The 17720-nt window shown below is 66.8% G+C and carries 9 protein-coding genes; 8 read left to right on the plus strand and 1 reads right to left on the minus strand.

Going from position 1 to position 17720, the window contains the following annotated elements; genetic code table 11:
* The first annotated feature begins 162 nt into the window (after positions 1-162).
* From NA11_RS41005 to lipB, 7 genes are all read left to right on the plus strand, one after another.
* Positions 163-360: a hypothetical protein gene (locus NA11_RS41005; RefSeq protein WP_069167509.1), complete on the plus strand. Its 198-nt coding sequence runs from the start codon at positions 163-165 to the stop codon at positions 358-360.
* Positions 357-5411: a non-ribosomal peptide synthetase gene (locus tag NA11_RS41010; RefSeq protein WP_069167510.1), complete on the plus strand. Its 5055-nt coding sequence runs from the start codon at positions 357-359 to the stop codon at positions 5409-5411. Before NA11_RS41005 ends, NA11_RS41010 begins: the two co-directional genes overlap by 4 nt.
* On the plus strand, positions 5408-9826 hold the full coding sequence (locus NA11_RS41015) for a MupA/Atu3671 family FMN-dependent luciferase-like monooxygenase (RefSeq protein ID WP_069167511.1): 4419 nt from the start codon (positions 5408-5410) through the stop codon (positions 9824-9826). Before NA11_RS41010 ends, NA11_RS41015 begins: the two co-directional genes overlap by 4 nt.
* Positions 9823-11010: an SDR family oxidoreductase gene (locus tag NA11_RS41020; protein ID WP_069167512.1), complete on the plus strand. Its 1188-nt coding sequence runs from the start codon at positions 9823-9825 to the stop codon at positions 11008-11010. Before NA11_RS41015 ends, NA11_RS41020 begins: the two co-directional genes overlap by 4 nt.
* The gene (locus NA11_RS41025) at positions 11007-12272 is read left to right on the plus strand and encodes a metal-dependent hydrolase family protein (RefSeq protein ID WP_069167513.1); all 1266 of its coding nucleotides are present in this window, start codon (positions 11007-11009) and stop codon (positions 12270-12272) included. Before NA11_RS41020 ends, NA11_RS41025 begins: the two co-directional genes overlap by 4 nt.
* Positions 12269-12466 carry an MbtH family protein gene (locus tag NA11_RS41030; protein ID WP_069167514.1) on the plus strand — a complete coding sequence of 66 codons (198 nt, stop codon included), beginning with the start codon at positions 12269-12271 and terminating at the stop codon, positions 12464-12466. The genes NA11_RS41025 and NA11_RS41030 overlap by 4 nt, the downstream gene beginning before the upstream one ends.
* 96 nt (positions 12467-12562) lie before the next feature.
* Entirely contained in the window at positions 12563-13234 is a 672-nt protein-coding gene (gene lipB / locus NA11_RS41035) for a lipoyl(octanoyl) transferase LipB (RefSeq protein WP_084655528.1), read from the plus strand.
* Between the two features lie 91 nt (positions 13235-13325).
* On the opposite strand, the gene NA11_RS41040 is transcribed toward lipB, so the two are convergent.
* Positions 13326-13724 carry an Rv0313 family protein gene (locus tag NA11_RS41040; protein WP_069167515.1) on the minus strand — a complete coding sequence of 133 codons (399 nt, stop codon included), beginning with the start codon at positions 13722-13724 and terminating at the stop codon, positions 13326-13328.
* Positions 13725-14155: 431 nt separating this feature from the next.
* Here NA11_RS41040 and NA11_RS41045 point away from each other — a divergent pair, with 431 nt between their 5' ends.
* The gene (locus NA11_RS41045; protein ID WP_245746550.1) at positions 14156-17338 is read left to right on the plus strand and encodes an FAD-dependent oxidoreductase; all 3183 of its coding nucleotides are present in this window, start codon (positions 14156-14158) and stop codon (positions 17336-17338) included.
* Positions 17339-17720 lie beyond the last annotated feature (382 nt).

Genomic DNA, 17720 nt, shown 5'->3' on the forward strand with positions numbered 1-17720 from the left:
TGTTGCCGAAGTGTTTCCGTCCACTGTGTGTGAATCACACTGAACGGGTGCTTGTTTCCAGGCCGTCGCGATCTCGAGGCCGAATGGAACCCCCGAACCCCATTAGAGAGACGGGCCCGGCGGACGGCAACGAGCGGGGCCACTCAGCGGCCCCGTGTCGTCATGATGCTCACCGACCGGATCGATTGCGCGCGCTGGACCAGGGCCGATGAGCGGCCCGCCGCCTTGCTGTCGCGATCCTGGCGGACTTACCTGGATCCCGGGCATCCGCCGGACGCACCGGCGATGAGCGAGATCCTCAGCATCGGAAAGGCTTTCACGACCATGCCAGTAGGCGCCGAAGGAGCACGGATCCGATGATCGACGGGGACAACACATTTCTGCATCGCGTGGTAGCCGGGCACGCGACCACACACCCCGATACGTGTGCCGTGGAATGCGGTGATCGGCGCGTGAGCTACGGCGACCTCGTGTCCCGTGCCGATGACCTTGCCGCCGCGCTACACGCACATGGCGTCGGCCCGGATCGCGTGGTGGGGTTGGCCGTTCGCCGCTCCCCCGAGTTCCTCATCGGACTGCTCGCGATCTCCCGTGCGGGTGGCGCGTGGTTGCCGCTCGATCCCGCCTATCCCCGGGATCGACTCGACTTCCTCGTCACCGACGCCGCAGTGGAGCTGCTGGTCGCCGATGACTTCGGATATGAAAAGTTGGGACGCAAGGATATTCGACGCATCGATCCACTGGGCCCTGCGCCCACCGGCAGGTCGGGCGCACCGCGGCCAGAACTGATCGGCGACAACCTCGCCTACGTGATCTACACCTCCGGCTCCACCGGTCGTCCCAAAGGGGTGATGCTCACACACAACGGCTTGGGCAATCTGATCGCCGCACAGGCGCGAACCTTCGGGAGCGAGCGCGAGCGCAGGGTCTTCCAGTTCGCCACGGCCAGCTTCGATGCCTCGGTGTTCGAGATCGTGCTTGCGCTCGCCTGCGGCGCGACCATTGTCCTTCCTGAGCCCGGATCCATGCTGGCCGGAAAGGAACTCGGCGATCTGCTCGCGTCGAGCCGGGCCACGCACGTCACCTTGCCGCCCTCCGTGCTCGCCACGGTGCCCGACCGGGAACTGCCCGCGTTGCGGACACTGGTCTGCGCCGGGGAGGCGTTGCCCTCCTCGCTCGTTGGCACCTGGGCGCCCGGCCGGCGATTGGTCAACGCGTACGGCCCCACCGAGACGACGGTGTGGGCGACTGTCGCCGAGATCCACCCCGATGGCGGTAAACCGTTGATCGGCAGCGCAATTCACGGCGTCGACGTAGCGGTAGTGGACGCCGGGCTCGGTGTGCGGCCGAACGGTGAGCCCGGCGAGCTGGTCATCGCGGGCGCCGGAGTCGCGCGCGGTTATCTGGGGCAGCCTCGCCGCACGGCGGAATATTTCGTGCCCGACCCGCGCGGCACGGTGCCCGGCGGGCGGATCTACCGCACCGGCGATCTAGCCAGGACATTGCCGGACGGGCAACTGGAGTTCCTCGGCCGCTTGGACGACCAGGTGAAGGTGCGTGGCGTCCGCATCGAACCCGACGAGATCGCGGCGGTGCTTCGTGAGCATCGCGATGTGCGGGACGCCGCCGTCCTCGCGCACCGCTACGGTGACGAGGATCGGCTCGTCGGCTACGTCATCGGTACCGCCGAGCCTGCACACCTGCGCGATTTCCTCGTCCGGCGGCTGCCCGCACAGCTGGTGCCCGCGACGATCATCCGGCTGCCCGAGTTTCCGTTGACCCCGAGCGGCAAGCTGGACCGCGCGGCGCTGCCCGCGCCGCTTCCGGCGGACATCGGACAGTCGCGCGCACCGAGCACGCCGACCGAGCACGTCATCGCACGCATCGCCGCCGAGCTGCTCGGCCTTCCCGAGATCAGCGTCGACGCGGACTTCTTCGCACTCGGCGGTCACTCACTGCTGGCAGCGAAGCTCGCCGCCCGGGTGCGCGCCGAATTGGCCGCGGAGCTACCGCTGTCCGCGATCCACGACTCGCCGACGGTCGCGGAGCTGGCCCGACATCTGGACACCGCGGCGAATGTGCCCCTGCTGCCCACCATTTCACCTGTCGGCCGTGATACTCCCCTGCCGCTGTCCTTCCCACAGGAGCGAGTGTGGTTCCTCGAGCAGCTCTCCCCCGGTAACCGGGCCTATTACGCGCAGGCCACGGTAAGGCTGCGCGGCCCGCTGCGACCCGAGGTGCTGGAGCGGACCTTTCAGGAGATCGTGCGCAGGCACGAGATCTTCCGCACCCGTTTCGGCTGGACCGACGGCATGCCGACGCAGGAACCACTCGTCGACGTCGAGGTCGAGGTGCCGCTCATCGATCTTTCCCATCTCGCCGCACCGGAGGCCGAGCAGGCCGCCGAAGACGTTGTCGCGCAGACAATCACCGAGCCGTTCGACTTGGCGCGGCCGCCACTGATCCGATGGCTGCTCGTCCGCATCGCGGTAGCCGATCACCTCCTCGTGCACGTGGAGCACCACCTGGTCCACGACGGGTGGTCGTTCGCCGTCTTGCTGCGCGAACTACGGGAGATCTACCCTGCATTGGCGAGCGGCAGCACCGCACCGCTACCCGAGCCCTCGGTTCAGTACGCGGATTTCGCTGCCTGGCAACGCGAGTGGATGCGTGGCGACGTGCTGCGCAGCCAGTTGGCGCACTGGAAACAGCGACTCGAAGGCGCCAAGACCGTGTTGGATCTGGCCACCGACCGGCCGCGACCGCGGCACCAGGATTTCGCAGGAGCCGCGCTGCGCGTCGAGCTAGAGCCGGCGCTGTGCGCGCGTTTGCGCGCGTTCGGCCGCGAACGGGGCACGACCCTGTTCGCCACGATGCTGGCCGGGTTCGCGGCGCTGCTGCACCGCTACACCGCGCAGACGGACCTGCTGATCGGCACCGGCGCAGCCAACCGCCGCAGTGCCGAACTCGAGCAGGTGATCGGGATGGTGGTCAACACGCTCGTGTTGCGCATCGATGCCGCGGGCGAGCCGACCTTCGACGAGCTCGCGCAGCGGGTGCGCCGGACCGCGATCGAGGCGAACGAGTGGCAAGACGCACCCTTCGACCGGGTGGTCGACGCGGTGGCGCCCGCTCGCGACGCCTCACGAAATCCGCTGGTGCAAGCCATGTTCAGCTTCCACGATGCGGCGGTGCCGGAGCTGGACTTCGCCGGCGTGCACGGGACCGTGCTGGAGCGGCACAACGGCTCGGCAAAGGCCGATCTCAACGTGGTCGTCGTACCGTTGGCCGAACAGCGCGCCGGCACCGGCCACCGCGCCGAGGACGAGCCCATCACCCTGATCTGGGAATATGCGACCAGTCTGTTCGACGAGTCGACGATGCGCCGGATGGTCGCGCAGTACCAGCGGTTGCTCGCGGCGGCGCTCGATGCACCCGAACGGATGATCGGTGAGCTCCCCCTGTTGTCACCCAATGAGATTCGACAGGTCACCGACGATTGGAACAGCACCGCACGCGATATCCCGCGCGGAACGGTACACGGACTGTTCGAGGATCAGGTGCGGCAGCGGCCCGACGCGGTCGCGCTGGTCTGCGACGGCACTGAAACGACATACGCCCAGCTGAATCGGCGAGCCAATCGTATCGCCCACCTGTTGCGCGAACGCGGTGTCAGGCCCGATGTTCCGGTCGGTGTCCTGCTCGACCGCACTGCCGACCTCATCGTCACCCTGCTCGCGGTGCTCAAGGCCGGTGGCGGCTATCTGCCGCTGGATCCCACCTATCCCGCAGAACGGCTGACGGCCATGCTGTCCGACGCAGGCGCAGCCACCGTCGTGACGGACACGCGTCATCTCGACCGGCTGCCCGACGAAGCGCCCGACCCGATCCTGCTCGATCGCGAGCGGCTCGAACGGTGGCCAACTACAGATCTCGTCGACACCACCACGCCGCGCGGGCTGGCCTACATCGTCTACACCTCCGGCTCTACGGGACGGCCGAAAGGTGTGCTGGTCGAGCATCGTTCGGTGCTCCGGCTGGTCTTCGGCCAGTCCTACCTCGGGTTCGGTCCCGAGCAGCGATTGCCGCAAGTGGCCGACATCTCCTTCGACGCCGCAACTTTCGAATTGTGGGGCGCGCTGTTGCACGGCGGCAGCGTGCACATGGCCCCCACCGATGCCGCGATCACACCAGGGTGGCTCGGCCGCTGGCTGCGCGAGCACCGAATCACCGGGATGTTCTTGACCACCGCACTGTTCAACGCGATCGTCGACGAGCATCCGGACAGCTTCGCCTCGCTCGACACGCTGCTGATCGGTGGTGAGGCGCTCGATCCCAAAGCGGTGCGTCGGCTCTTCGACGGCAGTCCGCCACGCCGCGTCATGAATGCGTACGGACCAACGGAGACAACCACCTTCGCGGCATACCAGCAGATCGACATCGCGCCGACGGACGCCGTGCCCATTCCGATCGGCCGTGCCATCGCCAACACCACCTGCTATGTGCTCGACCGGCATGGGCGCTGCGTGCCGATCGGTGTACCCGGTGAGCTGTACATCGGTGGGCCCGGTGTCGCGCGCGGATACGCGAGCCGGCCGCGGACGACCGCGGCATGCTTCGTCCCCGATCCCTTCGGCCCTCCCGGCGAACGGCTGTATCGAACCGGCGACATGGTGCGCTGGCTGCCGTCCGGCGTGCTGGAGTTTCTCGGGCGCGGCGACGATCAGGTCAAGATCCGCGGATACCGCATCGAACCCGGCGAGGTCGGGGCAGCGCTGGCCGGTCATCCCGCCCTCGCACAGGCAATGGTGGTCGCGCGCAAGCAGGATGGCGAGCACCGGCTCATCGCGTATCTGGTGGGAAAACCGGAGACACCGCTACCCTCCGTCGCCGACCTCCGCGCCTTCCTGCGCGACCGACTGCCCACACCATGGCAGCCCGCCGAATTCGTCTACCTCGACGCGCTGCCGCTCACCGCGCACGGCAAAGTGGACCGCGCCGCGCTCCCGGCGAGCAGCGGCGCCAGGCCCGAGCTGGCGGTCCCCTTCGTCGAGGCACGCACCCCGACCGAGCGGCGACTCGCGCGGTGGTTCACCCAGCTGCTCGACGTGGACCAGGTCGGCGTCGACGACGACTTCTTCACCCTCGGCGGCAACTCCTTGCTGGCGATGCGGCTGGTCGGGACCGCGTGCCGCGAATTCGACACCACGGTCGCACTGAGCGAATTCCTCTCGGCGCCAACCGTTGCCGCGCTCGCCGCCGCCGTCGAGGCAAGCGGCACCGACGACGACCGGATCGAACGAGCCCAAGAGCCCGCATTCGAGGAGTTGCTCGCGCTGCTCGACGCCCTCACCGATGAGCAGGTCGATCAGTACCTGCAGACCTATTCCGACACCGAGGAAAGCGCATGACCGAAGACATCTCGACCGGCGACCGCCGCGAACTGCTCGCAAGCATGTTGCAGCACAACGGTTCCGGTAGGCCGCTGTCCTATCCACAACAGCGGTTGTGGTTCCTCGACCAGCTCGATCCGGACAGCGCCGTCTACAACATGCCGCTCGGTTATCTGATCACCGGGCCGTTGGAGGTCGAGCCGTTGCGACGCGCGTTGAGCGAGGTGGTGCGCAGGCACGAGGTGCTGCGCACAGTCTTTCTCGCCGATCAGGGCAGGCCGTGGCAGTTGGTGCTCGACGCGGTATCGGTGGACGTCCCGGTGGTCGATCTCACCGGCGACCCCGATCCGGAGGCCGCGGCGACCCGCCTCGCCGAGGGGCAGGCGCGCACGCCGTTCGACCTGTCCCGCGGGCCCGTGCTGCGCGCGACGCTGCTGCGGTTGGCGCCGACGCGGCACCGGCTCTGCCTGACCATCCATCACATCGTCTGCGACGGTTGGTCGATCGATGTGCTCGGCCGGGAGTTGTCGGCGCTGTATGCGGCGTATCGACTCGACCAGTCCTCGACGCTGCCCGAATTACCCATCCAGTACCGCGATTTCGCGCAGTGGCAGCTGCGCAGGCAGCAGGGCCAAGCATTCGACGACGCGATGCACTACTGGCGCGAACAACTCACCGGCGCACCGGCGACGGCGCTGCCGAGCGACCGGCCACGTCCCGCGGTACAGAACTTTCGCGGCGCGCACCTCGGCTTCGAGCTGTCGGAGTCGGTGGCCGCAAGGGTTTCGGCCATCGGTCATGGCGCTGGAGCCACGCCGTTCGCCACGTTGCTTGCCGTCTTCGCGGTGCTGTTGCAGTCCTACAGCGGTACCGAAGACGTCGTGGTCGGCACGCCGATCGCCGGTCGGCTGCGTCCCGAATCCGCCGATCTCATCGGGTTCTTCGCGAATACCCTCGTCCTGCGGGTGCGCCCGACCGGCGAACATACCTTCGCCGAACTGGTCCGCGCGGTGGGTGAACTCACCAGAAACGCTGTCGCGCACGGGGATGTGCCGTTCGAGAAACTCGTCGAGGAGTTGCAGCCCGACCGCGATCTCGCTCGCAATCCGCTCTTTCAGGTGCTGTTCAGCTATCACGAGCAGGAGGCAAGCGCTTGGCGGCTGCCCGGCTGCGACGTGTCAGCGCTGCCAGGCGACAGCGGCACCGCCAAATTCGACCTGAGCCTGAGCATCACCCGGACCGCCGGCGCCTGCACCGGGCGGTTGGAGTACAGCACCGAGCTGTTCGACGCGGCGACGGCCGCACGAATCGCAGAGCAGTTCCAGCACTTGCTGGCCGAAGCCGTCGAGCGGCCCGATCGCCAGATCCGGCACCTGCCGACCATGCCCGATGCCGAACGCAGGCGAGTGCTGGTGGCGTGGAACGAAACAGCGGCGAAGCCGCCGGGCACTGCACTGCTGCACGAGGAATTCGAGGCGCGCGCCGCCCGCGATCCCGAACTGCCCGCAGTACTGGCCGACACCGTTTCCGGGAGTTCGACGTTGACCTACGGCGAACTCAGTCAGGGCGCGCACCGCCTGGCTGACCGGCTCCGCGCGCTCGGCGCCGGGCCCGACACCCTCGTCGGTATCTACCTGGACCGGTCACCGGAGCTGATGGTCGCGCTGCTCGGCGTGCTCACGGCAGGTGCCGCCTATCTGCCGCTGGATCCCAGCTATCCGGCGGACCGGATCGCGTTCATGGTGGCGGATTCGGGCACGCAGATAGTGCTCACCCGGCGCGGGCTGAGCGTGGATCTGGCCGACCTCCCCGTGGCTCGCATCGAAGTAGACAACAGCGATCAGCTCGAACTCATTGCGGCGCAGGTCGATACGCAATCTCCGACGTCGCCCGACAATCTCGCCTACGTCATCTACACCTCCGGATCGACGGGCCGCCCGAAGGGCGTGATGATCACCCACCGCAACGCGATCGGCTTCTTCGCAGGCATGGACGCGGTCTTCGGCCGACCGTCCGCGCCCGATCCGGGCACCTGGCTCGCGGTCACCAGTGTCTCGTTCGATATTTCGGTCCTCGAGCTGCTGTGGACCATGGCCCGCGGGTACCGGGTCGTCCTGCGGGCCGACCCGCCGTCGACCACCGACGCCGGAGCACACAGTCCGGCTGTCCCGAATTCGGTCCGCGCCAGGAACATCGAATTCAGCCTGTTCTACTTCGGCGGCGACGACGGCGGCGATGCGGCCGACCGGTACCGGTTGTTGCGCGAAGGCGCGAAGTTCGCCGACCGCAACGGTTTCCACGCGGTGTGGACGCCGGAGCGGCACTTCCACGACTTCGGTGGTCTCTACCCCAATCCGGCGCTGACCAGTGCCGCGCTCGCCACCATCACCGAGCGGGTGCAGCTGCGCGCAGGCAGTGTCGTGCTGCCGCTGCATGATCCGATCAGGGTCGCCGAGGAATGGTCGGTGCTCGACAACCTGACCGGCGGCCGAGTCGGCGTCTCCGTCGCATCCGGCTGGCACGCCAACGATTTCGTGTTCGCGCCGGACGACTATGCCGACCGCAAGGCCGTGATGATCCGTGGCGTCGAACAGGTCCGCGCCCTCTGGCGCGGCGAGGCACTCAAACGCCGCGGCGGGACCGGCGCCGAGGTGGCGGTGCGCGTGTTCCCGCCGCCGGTGCAAGCCGAGCTGCCGATATGGATCACCAGTGCGCGCAGCCCCGAAACCTTCGCATTGGCAGGTGAACTCGGTGCAGGCCTGCTCACCCACTTGCTCGGTCACAGCACCGGACAGCTCGCGGAGAAGATCGCGTTGTACCGGCAGTCCTGGCGCGAACACGGGCACCAGGGCGACGGGCATGTCACGTTGATGATGCACACGTTCGTCGGCTCCGATACCGAGGCGGTGCGCGAGACGGTCCGAGAGCCGTTGTGCCGCTATTTGAAAACCTCCTTCGACCTGATCGCGGGCCTCGGCACGACCATGGGTAGCGGCACCGATTTCCACGATCTGTCCGAACAGGAGCTGGATTCGCTGGTGCACGAGGCGTTCGATCGATTCTTCGACACAGCGGGCCTGCTCGGCACGCCCGAAACCTGCGCTGACACCGTCGACCGGCTCAAGGCGATCGGCGTCGACGAGATCGCCTGCCTGATCGACTTCGGCGTCGACCACGGCTCGGTGCTCGAAGCACTCGAACCCCTCACCGATGTAAGGGCTCTCAGCGAGGAGCGGCGCCGGGTCGCCACCCTGGATGTGTCGTTCGGCGAACAGCTGCGCAGGCATCAGGTGACCCATCTGCAGTGCACGCCCGCGCTCGCCGGATTGCTCGCCGAGGACGCGGACTCGCGCACCGAATTGCACGGTCTGCGTGAACTTCTCGTCGGCGGTGAAGCGCTGTCCGACACGCTGGCCGACGAGCTGTCCGGGCTGGTCGCGGGCCGCGTGCACAACATGTACGGTCCGACCGAAGCCACGGTCTGGGCGACGACCGAGCAACTGACGGGCGGGTCGGTCGGCATCGGCCGCCCGATGTCGAATGTGCGCGCCTACGTGGTCGATCGATGGCTGCGTCCGGTCGGCATCGGCGTGCCCGGTGAATTGCTCTTGGGCGGTAGCGGAATCGCCCGCGGCTACTGGGCGCGGCCCGCACTCACCGCGACCCGGTTCATCCCTGATCCGTTCTCGGGCGAAGCAGGCGCACGGTTGTATCGCACCGGTGATCTGGTGCGGTGGCGTGCGTCGGGCGAGCTGGAGTTCCTCGGCCGCCTCGACCATCAGGTCAAGATCCACGGCCACCGCATCGAACTCGGCGAAATCGAGAACCACCTGGCGGCTCACCCGGCCGTCGGGACCGCGGTCGCGATGCCGACCGGGGTCGGCGCGGCGCGCGGCATCGTCGCCTACTACGTCGGCGTCCCCGGCGCCGACCCGGTGGATTCCGTGGCACTGCAGGAGTTTCTGCGTCGATCGCTCCCCCACTACATGCTGCCGTCAGCGATCGTCGAGTTGCCGAAGTTCCCGCTGACCCCCAACGGCAAGATCGATCGGCGGGCGTTGCCGGAGCTGTCGCGAGAACAGGTGCCGCGCAGGGAATTCCGACCACCGGAGAACAAGCTTGAGCAGTCCATCGCGGAACTGTGGACCGAGCTCCTTTCCGTGGATCGCGTCGGCAGCGACGACAACTTCTTCGAAATCGGCGGCAACTCGTTGCTCGCAGTGCAGGCCAGGAGCCGGTTGCGCGACACGTTGCACCGGGAACTGTCCCTGGTCGATGTGTTTCGCTACCCCACGCCGCACACGTTGGCCGCGGCGTTGAGCGGCGACGGTTCCGGCGACGCGGCCATCGCTGCCGCACGAGCGGGCGCTGGTCGGCGGCGTTCCGCGTTGGCGCGTAGCGGCGGACAGCGGCGCGGAGGAAGAGCGTCATGAGTCAACTGCTGCTGGATGTCGCGCTGGATCCGAGCATTCGCGCCTCGGGGGCACCGAGCGATGGACCCGCTGAGACCGTCCTGCTCACCGGCGCAACCGGATTCCTCGGCGGGTACTTGTGCGCCGAGCTGTTGGCACAGACCGATGCCGAGATCTACTGTCTGGTCAGGGATCGCAGCAAGGCCGCAGGGGCAGAACGTATTCGACGTCGGCTGAGCTCACTCGGCGTGCCCGCCGCTCGTTTCGAGCGCATCGTCGCGGTACCGGGAGATCTTTCCCGCCCTCGGCTCGGGTTGCCCCGTGCGATGTTCGACGATCTCGCGAAGCATATCGACGCCATCTACCACAGCGCCGCATCGGTAGATTTCCTGCGCCCATACCGTGCCTTGCGCGCCACCAATGTCGTTGGCACACAGGAGGTGCTGCGTCTGGCGGCACACACCCGGAGCAAGCCGGTACACCATGTCTCCACGATGTCGGTGCTCGTCGGAGCCTTTCATGCCCGACCGCGGGCGGTCTTCGAGAGCGCCGAACCGCCGCCGCCGATCGGGGCCGACACCGGGTACACCGAAAGCAAATGGGTGGCCGAGTGCATTCTCCGGCTCGCCCGCATCCGTGGGCTGCCGGTCTCGATCTATCGGCCGAGCATCCTCTGGAGCGACAGCGCCACCGGCGTATCCAATGCGGACGGCTACCTGACGAAGATGATCCAAGGCTGCGTCGCGCTCGGCGCCGCGCCGCTGCGGGACTATCCGCTCGAGGTGTCGACGGTCGACTATGTCGCGAGAGCCCTTGTCGCGCTGTCGCTCCACTCGTCCACCGGCGTCTACCACCTGGTCGATCCGCAGCCGATGCCGTGGAATGCCATGTTCGAGTACATCAGGGCGGCAGGCTATCCGATCCGTGCCCTCCCCTACGACCAATGGTTCGCCGCGCTCACCGCACACGTGGACGGCGGCAACGACAACGCGCTGGCCCCGCTCATCGACAAGTTGGCGACCGCACCCGATCGCCACATTCCACGCATCGACTGCGCGAACACCGCCGCCGGATTGGCGGCAACCGGCATCGCGCCGCCTGTGATCGACGCGAACTACTTCGCCACCATGCTCAGGCATTTCGCCGACATCGGCCGGATTCCCGAGATTCCCGCGCGGACCACCACCTACTGGGGAGCGAAATGACGCTCAGAACAACGGTTTTCACCGGCGCGACCATCATCGACGGCACCGGCCGCGATCCGATCAGCGACGGCGCGATCCGCATCGACGGGAGCGGAATTCAGCAGGTCGGTCCCCAGATTTCCAGCCGCGGCAGCGATATCGTCGACGTGACCGGATTGACCGTGCTCCCCGGCCTCATCGACGCCCACGTGCACCTCGGCTGGTCGAGCAACATGCAAGCGGTGTTGCACGGCGAGCTGTCGGCCGCCGAGCGGGCCGCGGACATCTTCAACAACCTCGAACAAACCCTCCTCGCGGGTTTCACCACCGTTCGCGACACCGGCGGTCTCGACCTAGGCGTCATCCGGGCCGTGGAGCGCGGCCTGGTACCCGGCCCGCGGATCTGGGCCTGCGGCGCGGGCCTCTGCCAGTGCGGCGGGCACGGCCACCTGCATTCGCCGCTCCAGTCGGCCGACGACCCCTACCGGCACGACATCCGCGGGCTCACCGCGATGGGACGCTACTGCGACGGCCCCGATCAAGTCCGGCACGCCTGCCGAGAGGTGTTCCGGCGCGGCGGTTCGTTCCTGAAGCTCTCGGTGACCGGCGGCGTCATCTCGTTCACCGACGCGCTCGGCGACACCCAGTTCGCGCAGGAGGAAATCGCGGTCGCGGTCGCGGAAGCCAAGGCGCGCAACACCTACGTCACCGTGCACGCGCACAACGCGGTGGGCGCGCGCAACGCGATCCTGGCAGGTGTCGGCGGCATCGAACACGGCACCGGAATCGACGAGGAAACCGCGGCACTGATGGCCGATCACCACGTCCACCTGGTGCCGACGCTGGCGATCGCGCGGATGATGCTGGAAAACTTCGACGAGCACGGCCTGCCCCCGGAGATCAAAGCCCGCGTCGGCGATACTGAAAAGGGCATGCGGGAAGCACTTCTCGCCGCCCGCGCGGCCGGCGTGCTGGTCGGCTCCGGCTCCGATCTCGTTGGGCCGGTACAGAATCGCCGCGGTCTCGAACTCGTCCTGAAAGCGGAAGTCATCGGCGCCATGGCCGCGATCGAATCGGCCACCGCGATCAACGCCCGCATCATCGGCGTCGCCGACCGCCTCGGCACCCTCGAGCCCGGCAAGTACGCCGATCTCATCGCCGTCGATTTCGACCCGCTCAGCACACCAGAACTGTTCGACGACCCTTCCCGAGTCGTGCTGGTCGTCAAAGGCGGCCGAATCATCAAAGACACCCGCGAAACCAAACAGGAGACCCCGGCATGAACTACCTGGTCGTCATGAACACCGAAGAGCAGTACTCGATTTGGGACGCCACCCAGCCCATCCCGGCAGGCTGGCGCGCCGAGGGCCATTCCGGCTCGAAAGACGAATGCCTCGACCATATAGAACAGGTGTGGACCGACATGCGCCCCCTCAGCCTCCGAATCCACATGGAACAGCCACGATCCAACCGCTGACATCCACAGACCCTCGGCACTGTTCACAGCCGCTGCAACCGCTGTGAACAGTGCCGAGCCCCTGTGAATCCCACGGACGCGTCGGGGGTGGTACCTATGAAAGTTGTGAAAGCTCGCGTCTTGGCCTTGATCGACGACACCGACCGTCTCATCGAGTATTCGGCCGCGATGGACCGGATGCAGGTGTTGTGGCAGGAACGGGTCGAGGACCGGCGGCCCGACACGCTGTGGCTGCTCAGCCACGAGCCGACCTTCACCATCGGCCGCCGCACCCCCGAGACGCATCTGCCCGCACCGGAGACCAGCATCCCGGTGCACGAGACCAATCGCGGCGGGCAGCTCACGTATCACGGTCCTGGGCAGCTGGTCGGTTATCTCGTGGTCAAGCTGCGGCAAGGGGAAGGCGTTGTCGACTACATCCGCGAGGTCGAGTACCGGATGATCGCGACGCTGGAGGCACTCGGCATCCCGGCCGAACGCCGCGACACCCCTCGCGGTTCGGAGCTGCTGACCGGGGTGTGGACGAGCAGCACCGGCCGCAAGATCACCTCGATCGGCATGCGCGTGGGCCGCGGCGTCTCCACCCATGGATTCGCGCTCAACGTCACCGGCGACCTGGGCCCGTGGCGGATGGCCATCCCCTGCGGGCTCCCGGATGTGGACATGACCTCGGTCGAGCGTGAGCTGGGCGACCGCCCCGCGCCCACCCTGCACGAGGTCGCGATTACGGTCGCCGCAGCATTCGAAGCAAATATTCTCGTGCGATGACGAGGTCGGCGGGCTGCGTCAGCGCAACACGGATGCCGCGTGTGCGTTCGCCTCGTGGCTGGATCGCGCGCCGCGCTCGACGTCGTGGGAACTACTTCGCCGAGCTGTCCGGTGTGTCCAGCACGGTGGCGGGCACCCCATAGGGCAGGAACCGCACGCGACGCCGTTCGTCGGTGTTGTCGCGATGCGCGCGCAACGCTTCGAGCTCGTTCGGGAACACCTGCTCGACCCTGGCCTCGCCCGCGTCATCGATGCTGTAGATGACCCACACTCCGCTGCCGGTCTCGCCGGTGGTCTCGTCGTCCGGTTTCGGCCGCTGGCTGCGGTCCGGCTGCACGAATTGACCGAGCAGCGACGCCAGCGTCTGCACGCTGGCGCGGTCGATGTACTGACCGGCCTTTCCAACAAGGTCACGAAAATCGATCCCCGCGTCCCGCAACGCGCGTTCGAAGTCTTCCGGATCGATCCCAAAAGGCCTTTCGGATGCCATCAGATTTCCTCCTGGACGAATTCGGGCTAGGCCTTCAGTGTCCTCGCGTAACCCGGATTTCGCCACGCCCGGAAATCCGGACGAACCGGGCCACACCGGGCCTGCGGTCGGCGGCCCCGAAATCGACCCGTGATCACGTCCGAGGACCGCCGAACCCGACACGAACGACGTGCCGATTACCGGAGCTGTCCGACGGTTAAGCAAACCTTGTTGAACTTGCACTCCGAGGTCACATCGATTTTGATGACGTGTCGTATTACGTTGTGTGGGAGGGACATCCAGGATCGCCGTGACGAAACCGTTACACAACCGTGCTGATTCGCGTACTCTCCAAGCGGATTCACCGTTAGGCACTTCATCACTTGGTTGTGGGCGGTCGGCGCCGGTCTGGAGACCGGCGCCCGTTGACATGACGGTCGAGGTCATACGGTATGAGCACACGAACAGCAGCGCCGAGCGCTGCGCCGCGCCGGTCGGTCGACGGCCAGGACACCGGGGCAATAACGCTACCTGGCGCGGCGTCGAACTGGCACAACGCATTCCGCCGATTCGGCGGACGCAGCGGCATGAAGAGCGGTCCGCCGTTGATCGAAATACGCGAGCCCGGCGCGCCGGCCCGTCGGCTGATGCTGGCAGGCCCGACCACCTTCGGCAGGGACTGCGACGGCGAATACATTGCCGATAAAGCGGTTTCACGGCAGCACCTACGGTTTGTGCCGAGCCCGACCGCGCTGTCGCTTGTCGATCTGGGCAGCTCCAACGGCACCGCCGTCAACGGCACCGTGCTGACCGGGCGGGCCGCGCTGACGACCGGTGACGTGGTCCAGCTCGGCGACACCGACATCGTCGTGCTGTACACCGGGACGGCGGAGCCGTCGGAATCGACCGACGACGACACCGAGGTCGACCTGCCTGCACTCGTGCCTCCGGATGCAGATCAGCCGTCGTCGCCGCTGATATCCGTACTGAACCGGGTGTTGGGGATCGATCCCACCGGCAAACGAAAACTGTTCGCCCCCTCCACCGAATTGCCTACCCGCGTGCCACGCGAGCTCTGGCATCTGGTGCGGATCGCGAGCATGATCGCCTACCTGGCAGTGCTGATTGCGATGTTCGTCCGGCCTGCGGGCGGGTTGTTCGTATTCTTCGGTGTGGTCGTACCGCTGCTGCCTGCACTGTTCTTGATCGCGCCGGGGTTGTGGCGCAATAGTTGCCCGCTGGCCGCGGCGAATCAGATTCCGCGGGTGCTGCGTTTCACCAGAGGCCGAACCCCACCCCAATGGCTTTATGGTCGAGGCTATCTGGTGTCGATCACGCTGTTCTTCGGGATCGCGGGCGCTCGACTAGCGGGACTCGACAGCAACGGCGCGGCGGCGGGCATCGTGCTGGCTTTGGTCGCGGTCGGCGCTTTCACCGGCGGGGTGCTGTTCAAAGGAAAGAGCGGTTGGTGCAGCAGTATCTGCCCGCTGTTCGCATTGCAACGCGCTTACGGGCAGACACCGTTCGTGACGGTGCCCAACAGTCACTGCCAGCCATGCGTCGGCTGTGCCAAAAACTGCTACGACCTCAAACCGCGTCCGGCCTATCAGTCGGATCTGACCGATCCGAGCCGGGCATGGAGTCAACCGCGCAAGCTGTTCGCTGCCGCGTTGCCAGGATTCATTCTCGGCTTCTTCACCCTGCGTGCAGACACCGGAACCGGGCTGCTTCGCCAATATTCGATGCTGGCGCTCTTCATGGTTGTCGCGGTCGGCGTGTTCTTCGCCGTCGAGTCGCTGACACCATTGAGCGCGCCGACCATCAGCGCCGTGTACGCGGCCATTGCCCTCAATATCTTCTACTGGTTTTCCGGAGTGACACTGGCACAGTCATTCGAGACGATCACCGGGTTGAGCGCGCCATGGCTACGGTGGCCGATCAGCATCGCGGTCCTCGCGATCACGCTGGTGTGGATCGCGCGAACCAGGGTCGTCGAGGTGCAGTTCGCGGTCAGCACCGGTGCCAGGACCGAGCCGATGCTGCTGCCGTTCCCGAGGCGGCGGCCGAGCACCGAGGAGAAGCCGAGCAAAGCCACCATCTCGGTCCAGTTCGAACCGAGCGGCACCCGAGTCGGCGCCGATCCCGGCATGAGCCTGCTCGACATCGCCGAACGCGGCGAACAACCGATCGAAGCCGGGTGCCGGATGGGGGTGTGCGGCGCCGACCCGGTCGCCGTGCTCGACGGCATGTCGTGCCTGTCGGCACCGGGACAGGATGAGCAGAACACCTTGCGCCGCCTCGGTTTCGCGGACAACACCCGTATGGCGTGCTGCGCGCGGATCAGCAGCGGTACGGTCAAGGTCGCGCTGACCCCGGAGCCGGGCAACGCGAAGCCGATCAGACCGACGCACTTCGATCGTTCCCTCGTCAGCGCCGTCGTGATCGGCAACGGCATCGCAGGCGTGACCGCCGCCGACTTCCTCCGGCGCGGCCATCCCGATTGCGAAATCCATCTCGTCGGACGGGAATCGAGCACCTTCTACAACCGCATGGGCATCTCCCGGCTGGTGTACGGGCGCTCGGCGATGCAGGGACTGCAGCTGTTACCAGATCGGTGGTACGACGACCACCACATCGTCGCCTGGCTGAACACCCTGGTCACCGGTATCGATCTGGAGGCACGCCGGGTGTTCCTCGGCACCGGCGACGCACTGCCCTACGACCGGTTGATCCTCGCCATGGGCGCGAGCAGTGCCCTGCCGCCCATCGAAGGGCTCTCGCGCCCAGGATGTTTCGTGCTTCGCGAGGCCGGCGACGCGACGTGGATCCGCTCCTACGTGCAACGATTCCACTGTGCCAACGCGGTGGTCGCCGGCGGCGGACTCCTCGGTCTCGAGGCCGCGTACGCGCTGAGCCTGCTCGGCCTGCGGGTCACGGTGCTGGAGCGCGGAGAACGATTGCTGAGCAAGCAAATCGACGCCCGCTGCTCACAGCTGGTGCTCGAGCACTTCCTCCGAAACCGGATCCAGGTGTTGCGAAACGCCGAAACCGTCGCCGTCACAGGCGATCCCGCAGTGAGTGGCGTGCTGCTACGCGACGGTCGCACGCTGGACTGCGATCTGTTCCTGACCGCAACCGGCATCCGCCCCAATATCGAACTGGCCCAGGCCGCCGGGGTGCCGGTCGGCCGCGGCGTGCTCGTCGACGATCGAATGAGCACCAGCATCCCCGGCGTCTACGCCGCGGGCGACGTCGCCGAACATCGCGGGCACGTGTCCGGCCTCTGGGCGATCGCCGCCGCCCAAGCCGAGATCGCCGCCGAGAACGCCCTCGGTGGCGACCGGTCGCTCGTCGAAACCATGCCGACCACCATCCTCAAAGGTGCAGGCCTGGAATTGTTCGCCATCGGAAAGGTGGAACCGGAATTCTTGGACGAGGTCATCGTCGTCGACCGCCCCCACTCCTACCGCCGCCTGATCCTGTCCCAGGGCCGAGCAGTGGGCGCCACCGTCCTCGGACACCACCCCGCCGACCTGGCCGTAGCCCAACAAGCAGTCCGCAACCACATCGTCGTCCCCCTCGCCGCCCGAGCAGCCCTACACGCCGGCGACTGGTCCGTACTCCAATCACCCTGAGCAAGTAACGATCCCGAGACATCTCGCTGCACAGACGCGCTCGCACGAGTGGGACATGGTTGAGGCGACACGCCGTAAACGCCTCCGTCATGTCCCACTCGTGACCTCGACCCGCGCGAACGGGACATGGCTGCACCAACTCTCGCGCCGGAACCCCTCCGAGGCCGCGAGCCTCGCATCGACGTGAGAGAAGTGGTTGCTGGCCCGCATTGAGCGGAGAGAAATGGTTGTTGACCCGTTGAGCGGAGAGAAATGGTTGCAGACGGCCGTTGAGCGGAGTCTTATGGTTGCAACACGCCGCACGACACGCACCATTTCTCTCCGCTCAACTTTCCAAGATCACTTGTAAAAGATCTTTGAACCGGACCACAGCCAAGCAACC

It is taken from the genome of Nocardia altamirensis NBRC 108246 (assembly GCF_001612685.1).
In the GTDB taxonomy this organism is placed as follows: Bacteria; Actinomycetota; Actinomycetes; order Mycobacteriales; family Mycobacteriaceae; genus Nocardia; species Nocardia altamirensis.

Excerpts from the sequence above, each read along its gene's own strand:
- NA11_RS41025 (WP_069167513.1), top strand. The coding sequence starts at position 11,007 with ATGACGCTCAGAACAACGGTTTTCACCGGCGCGACCATCATCGACGGC.
- lipB (WP_084655528.1), top strand. The coding sequence starts at position 12,563 with ATGAAAGTTGTGAAAGCTCGCGTCTTGGCCTTGATCGACGACACCGAC.
- NA11_RS41045 (WP_245746550.1), top strand. The coding sequence starts at position 14,156 with ATGAGCACACGAACAGCAGCGCCGAGCGCTGCGCCGCGCCGGTCGGTC.
- NA11_RS41010 (WP_069167510.1), top strand. The coding sequence starts at position 357 with ATGATCGACGGGGACAACACATTTCTGCATCGCGTGGTAGCCGGGCAC.
- NA11_RS41005 (WP_069167509.1), top strand. The coding sequence starts at position 163 with ATGATGCTCACCGACCGGATCGATTGCGCGCGCTGGACCAGGGCCGAT.
- NA11_RS41030 (WP_069167514.1), top strand. The coding sequence starts at position 12,269 with ATGAACTACCTGGTCGTCATGAACACCGAAGAGCAGTACTCGATTTGG.
- NA11_RS41040 (WP_069167515.1), bottom strand. The coding sequence starts at position 13,724 with ATGGCATCCGAAAGGCCTTTTGGGATCGATCCGGAAGACTTCGAACGC.
- NA11_RS41015 (WP_069167511.1), top strand. The coding sequence starts at position 5,408 with ATGACCGAAGACATCTCGACCGGCGACCGCCGCGAACTGCTCGCAAGC.
- NA11_RS41020 (WP_069167512.1), top strand. The coding sequence starts at position 9,823 with ATGAGTCAACTGCTGCTGGATGTCGCGCTGGATCCGAGCATTCGCGCC.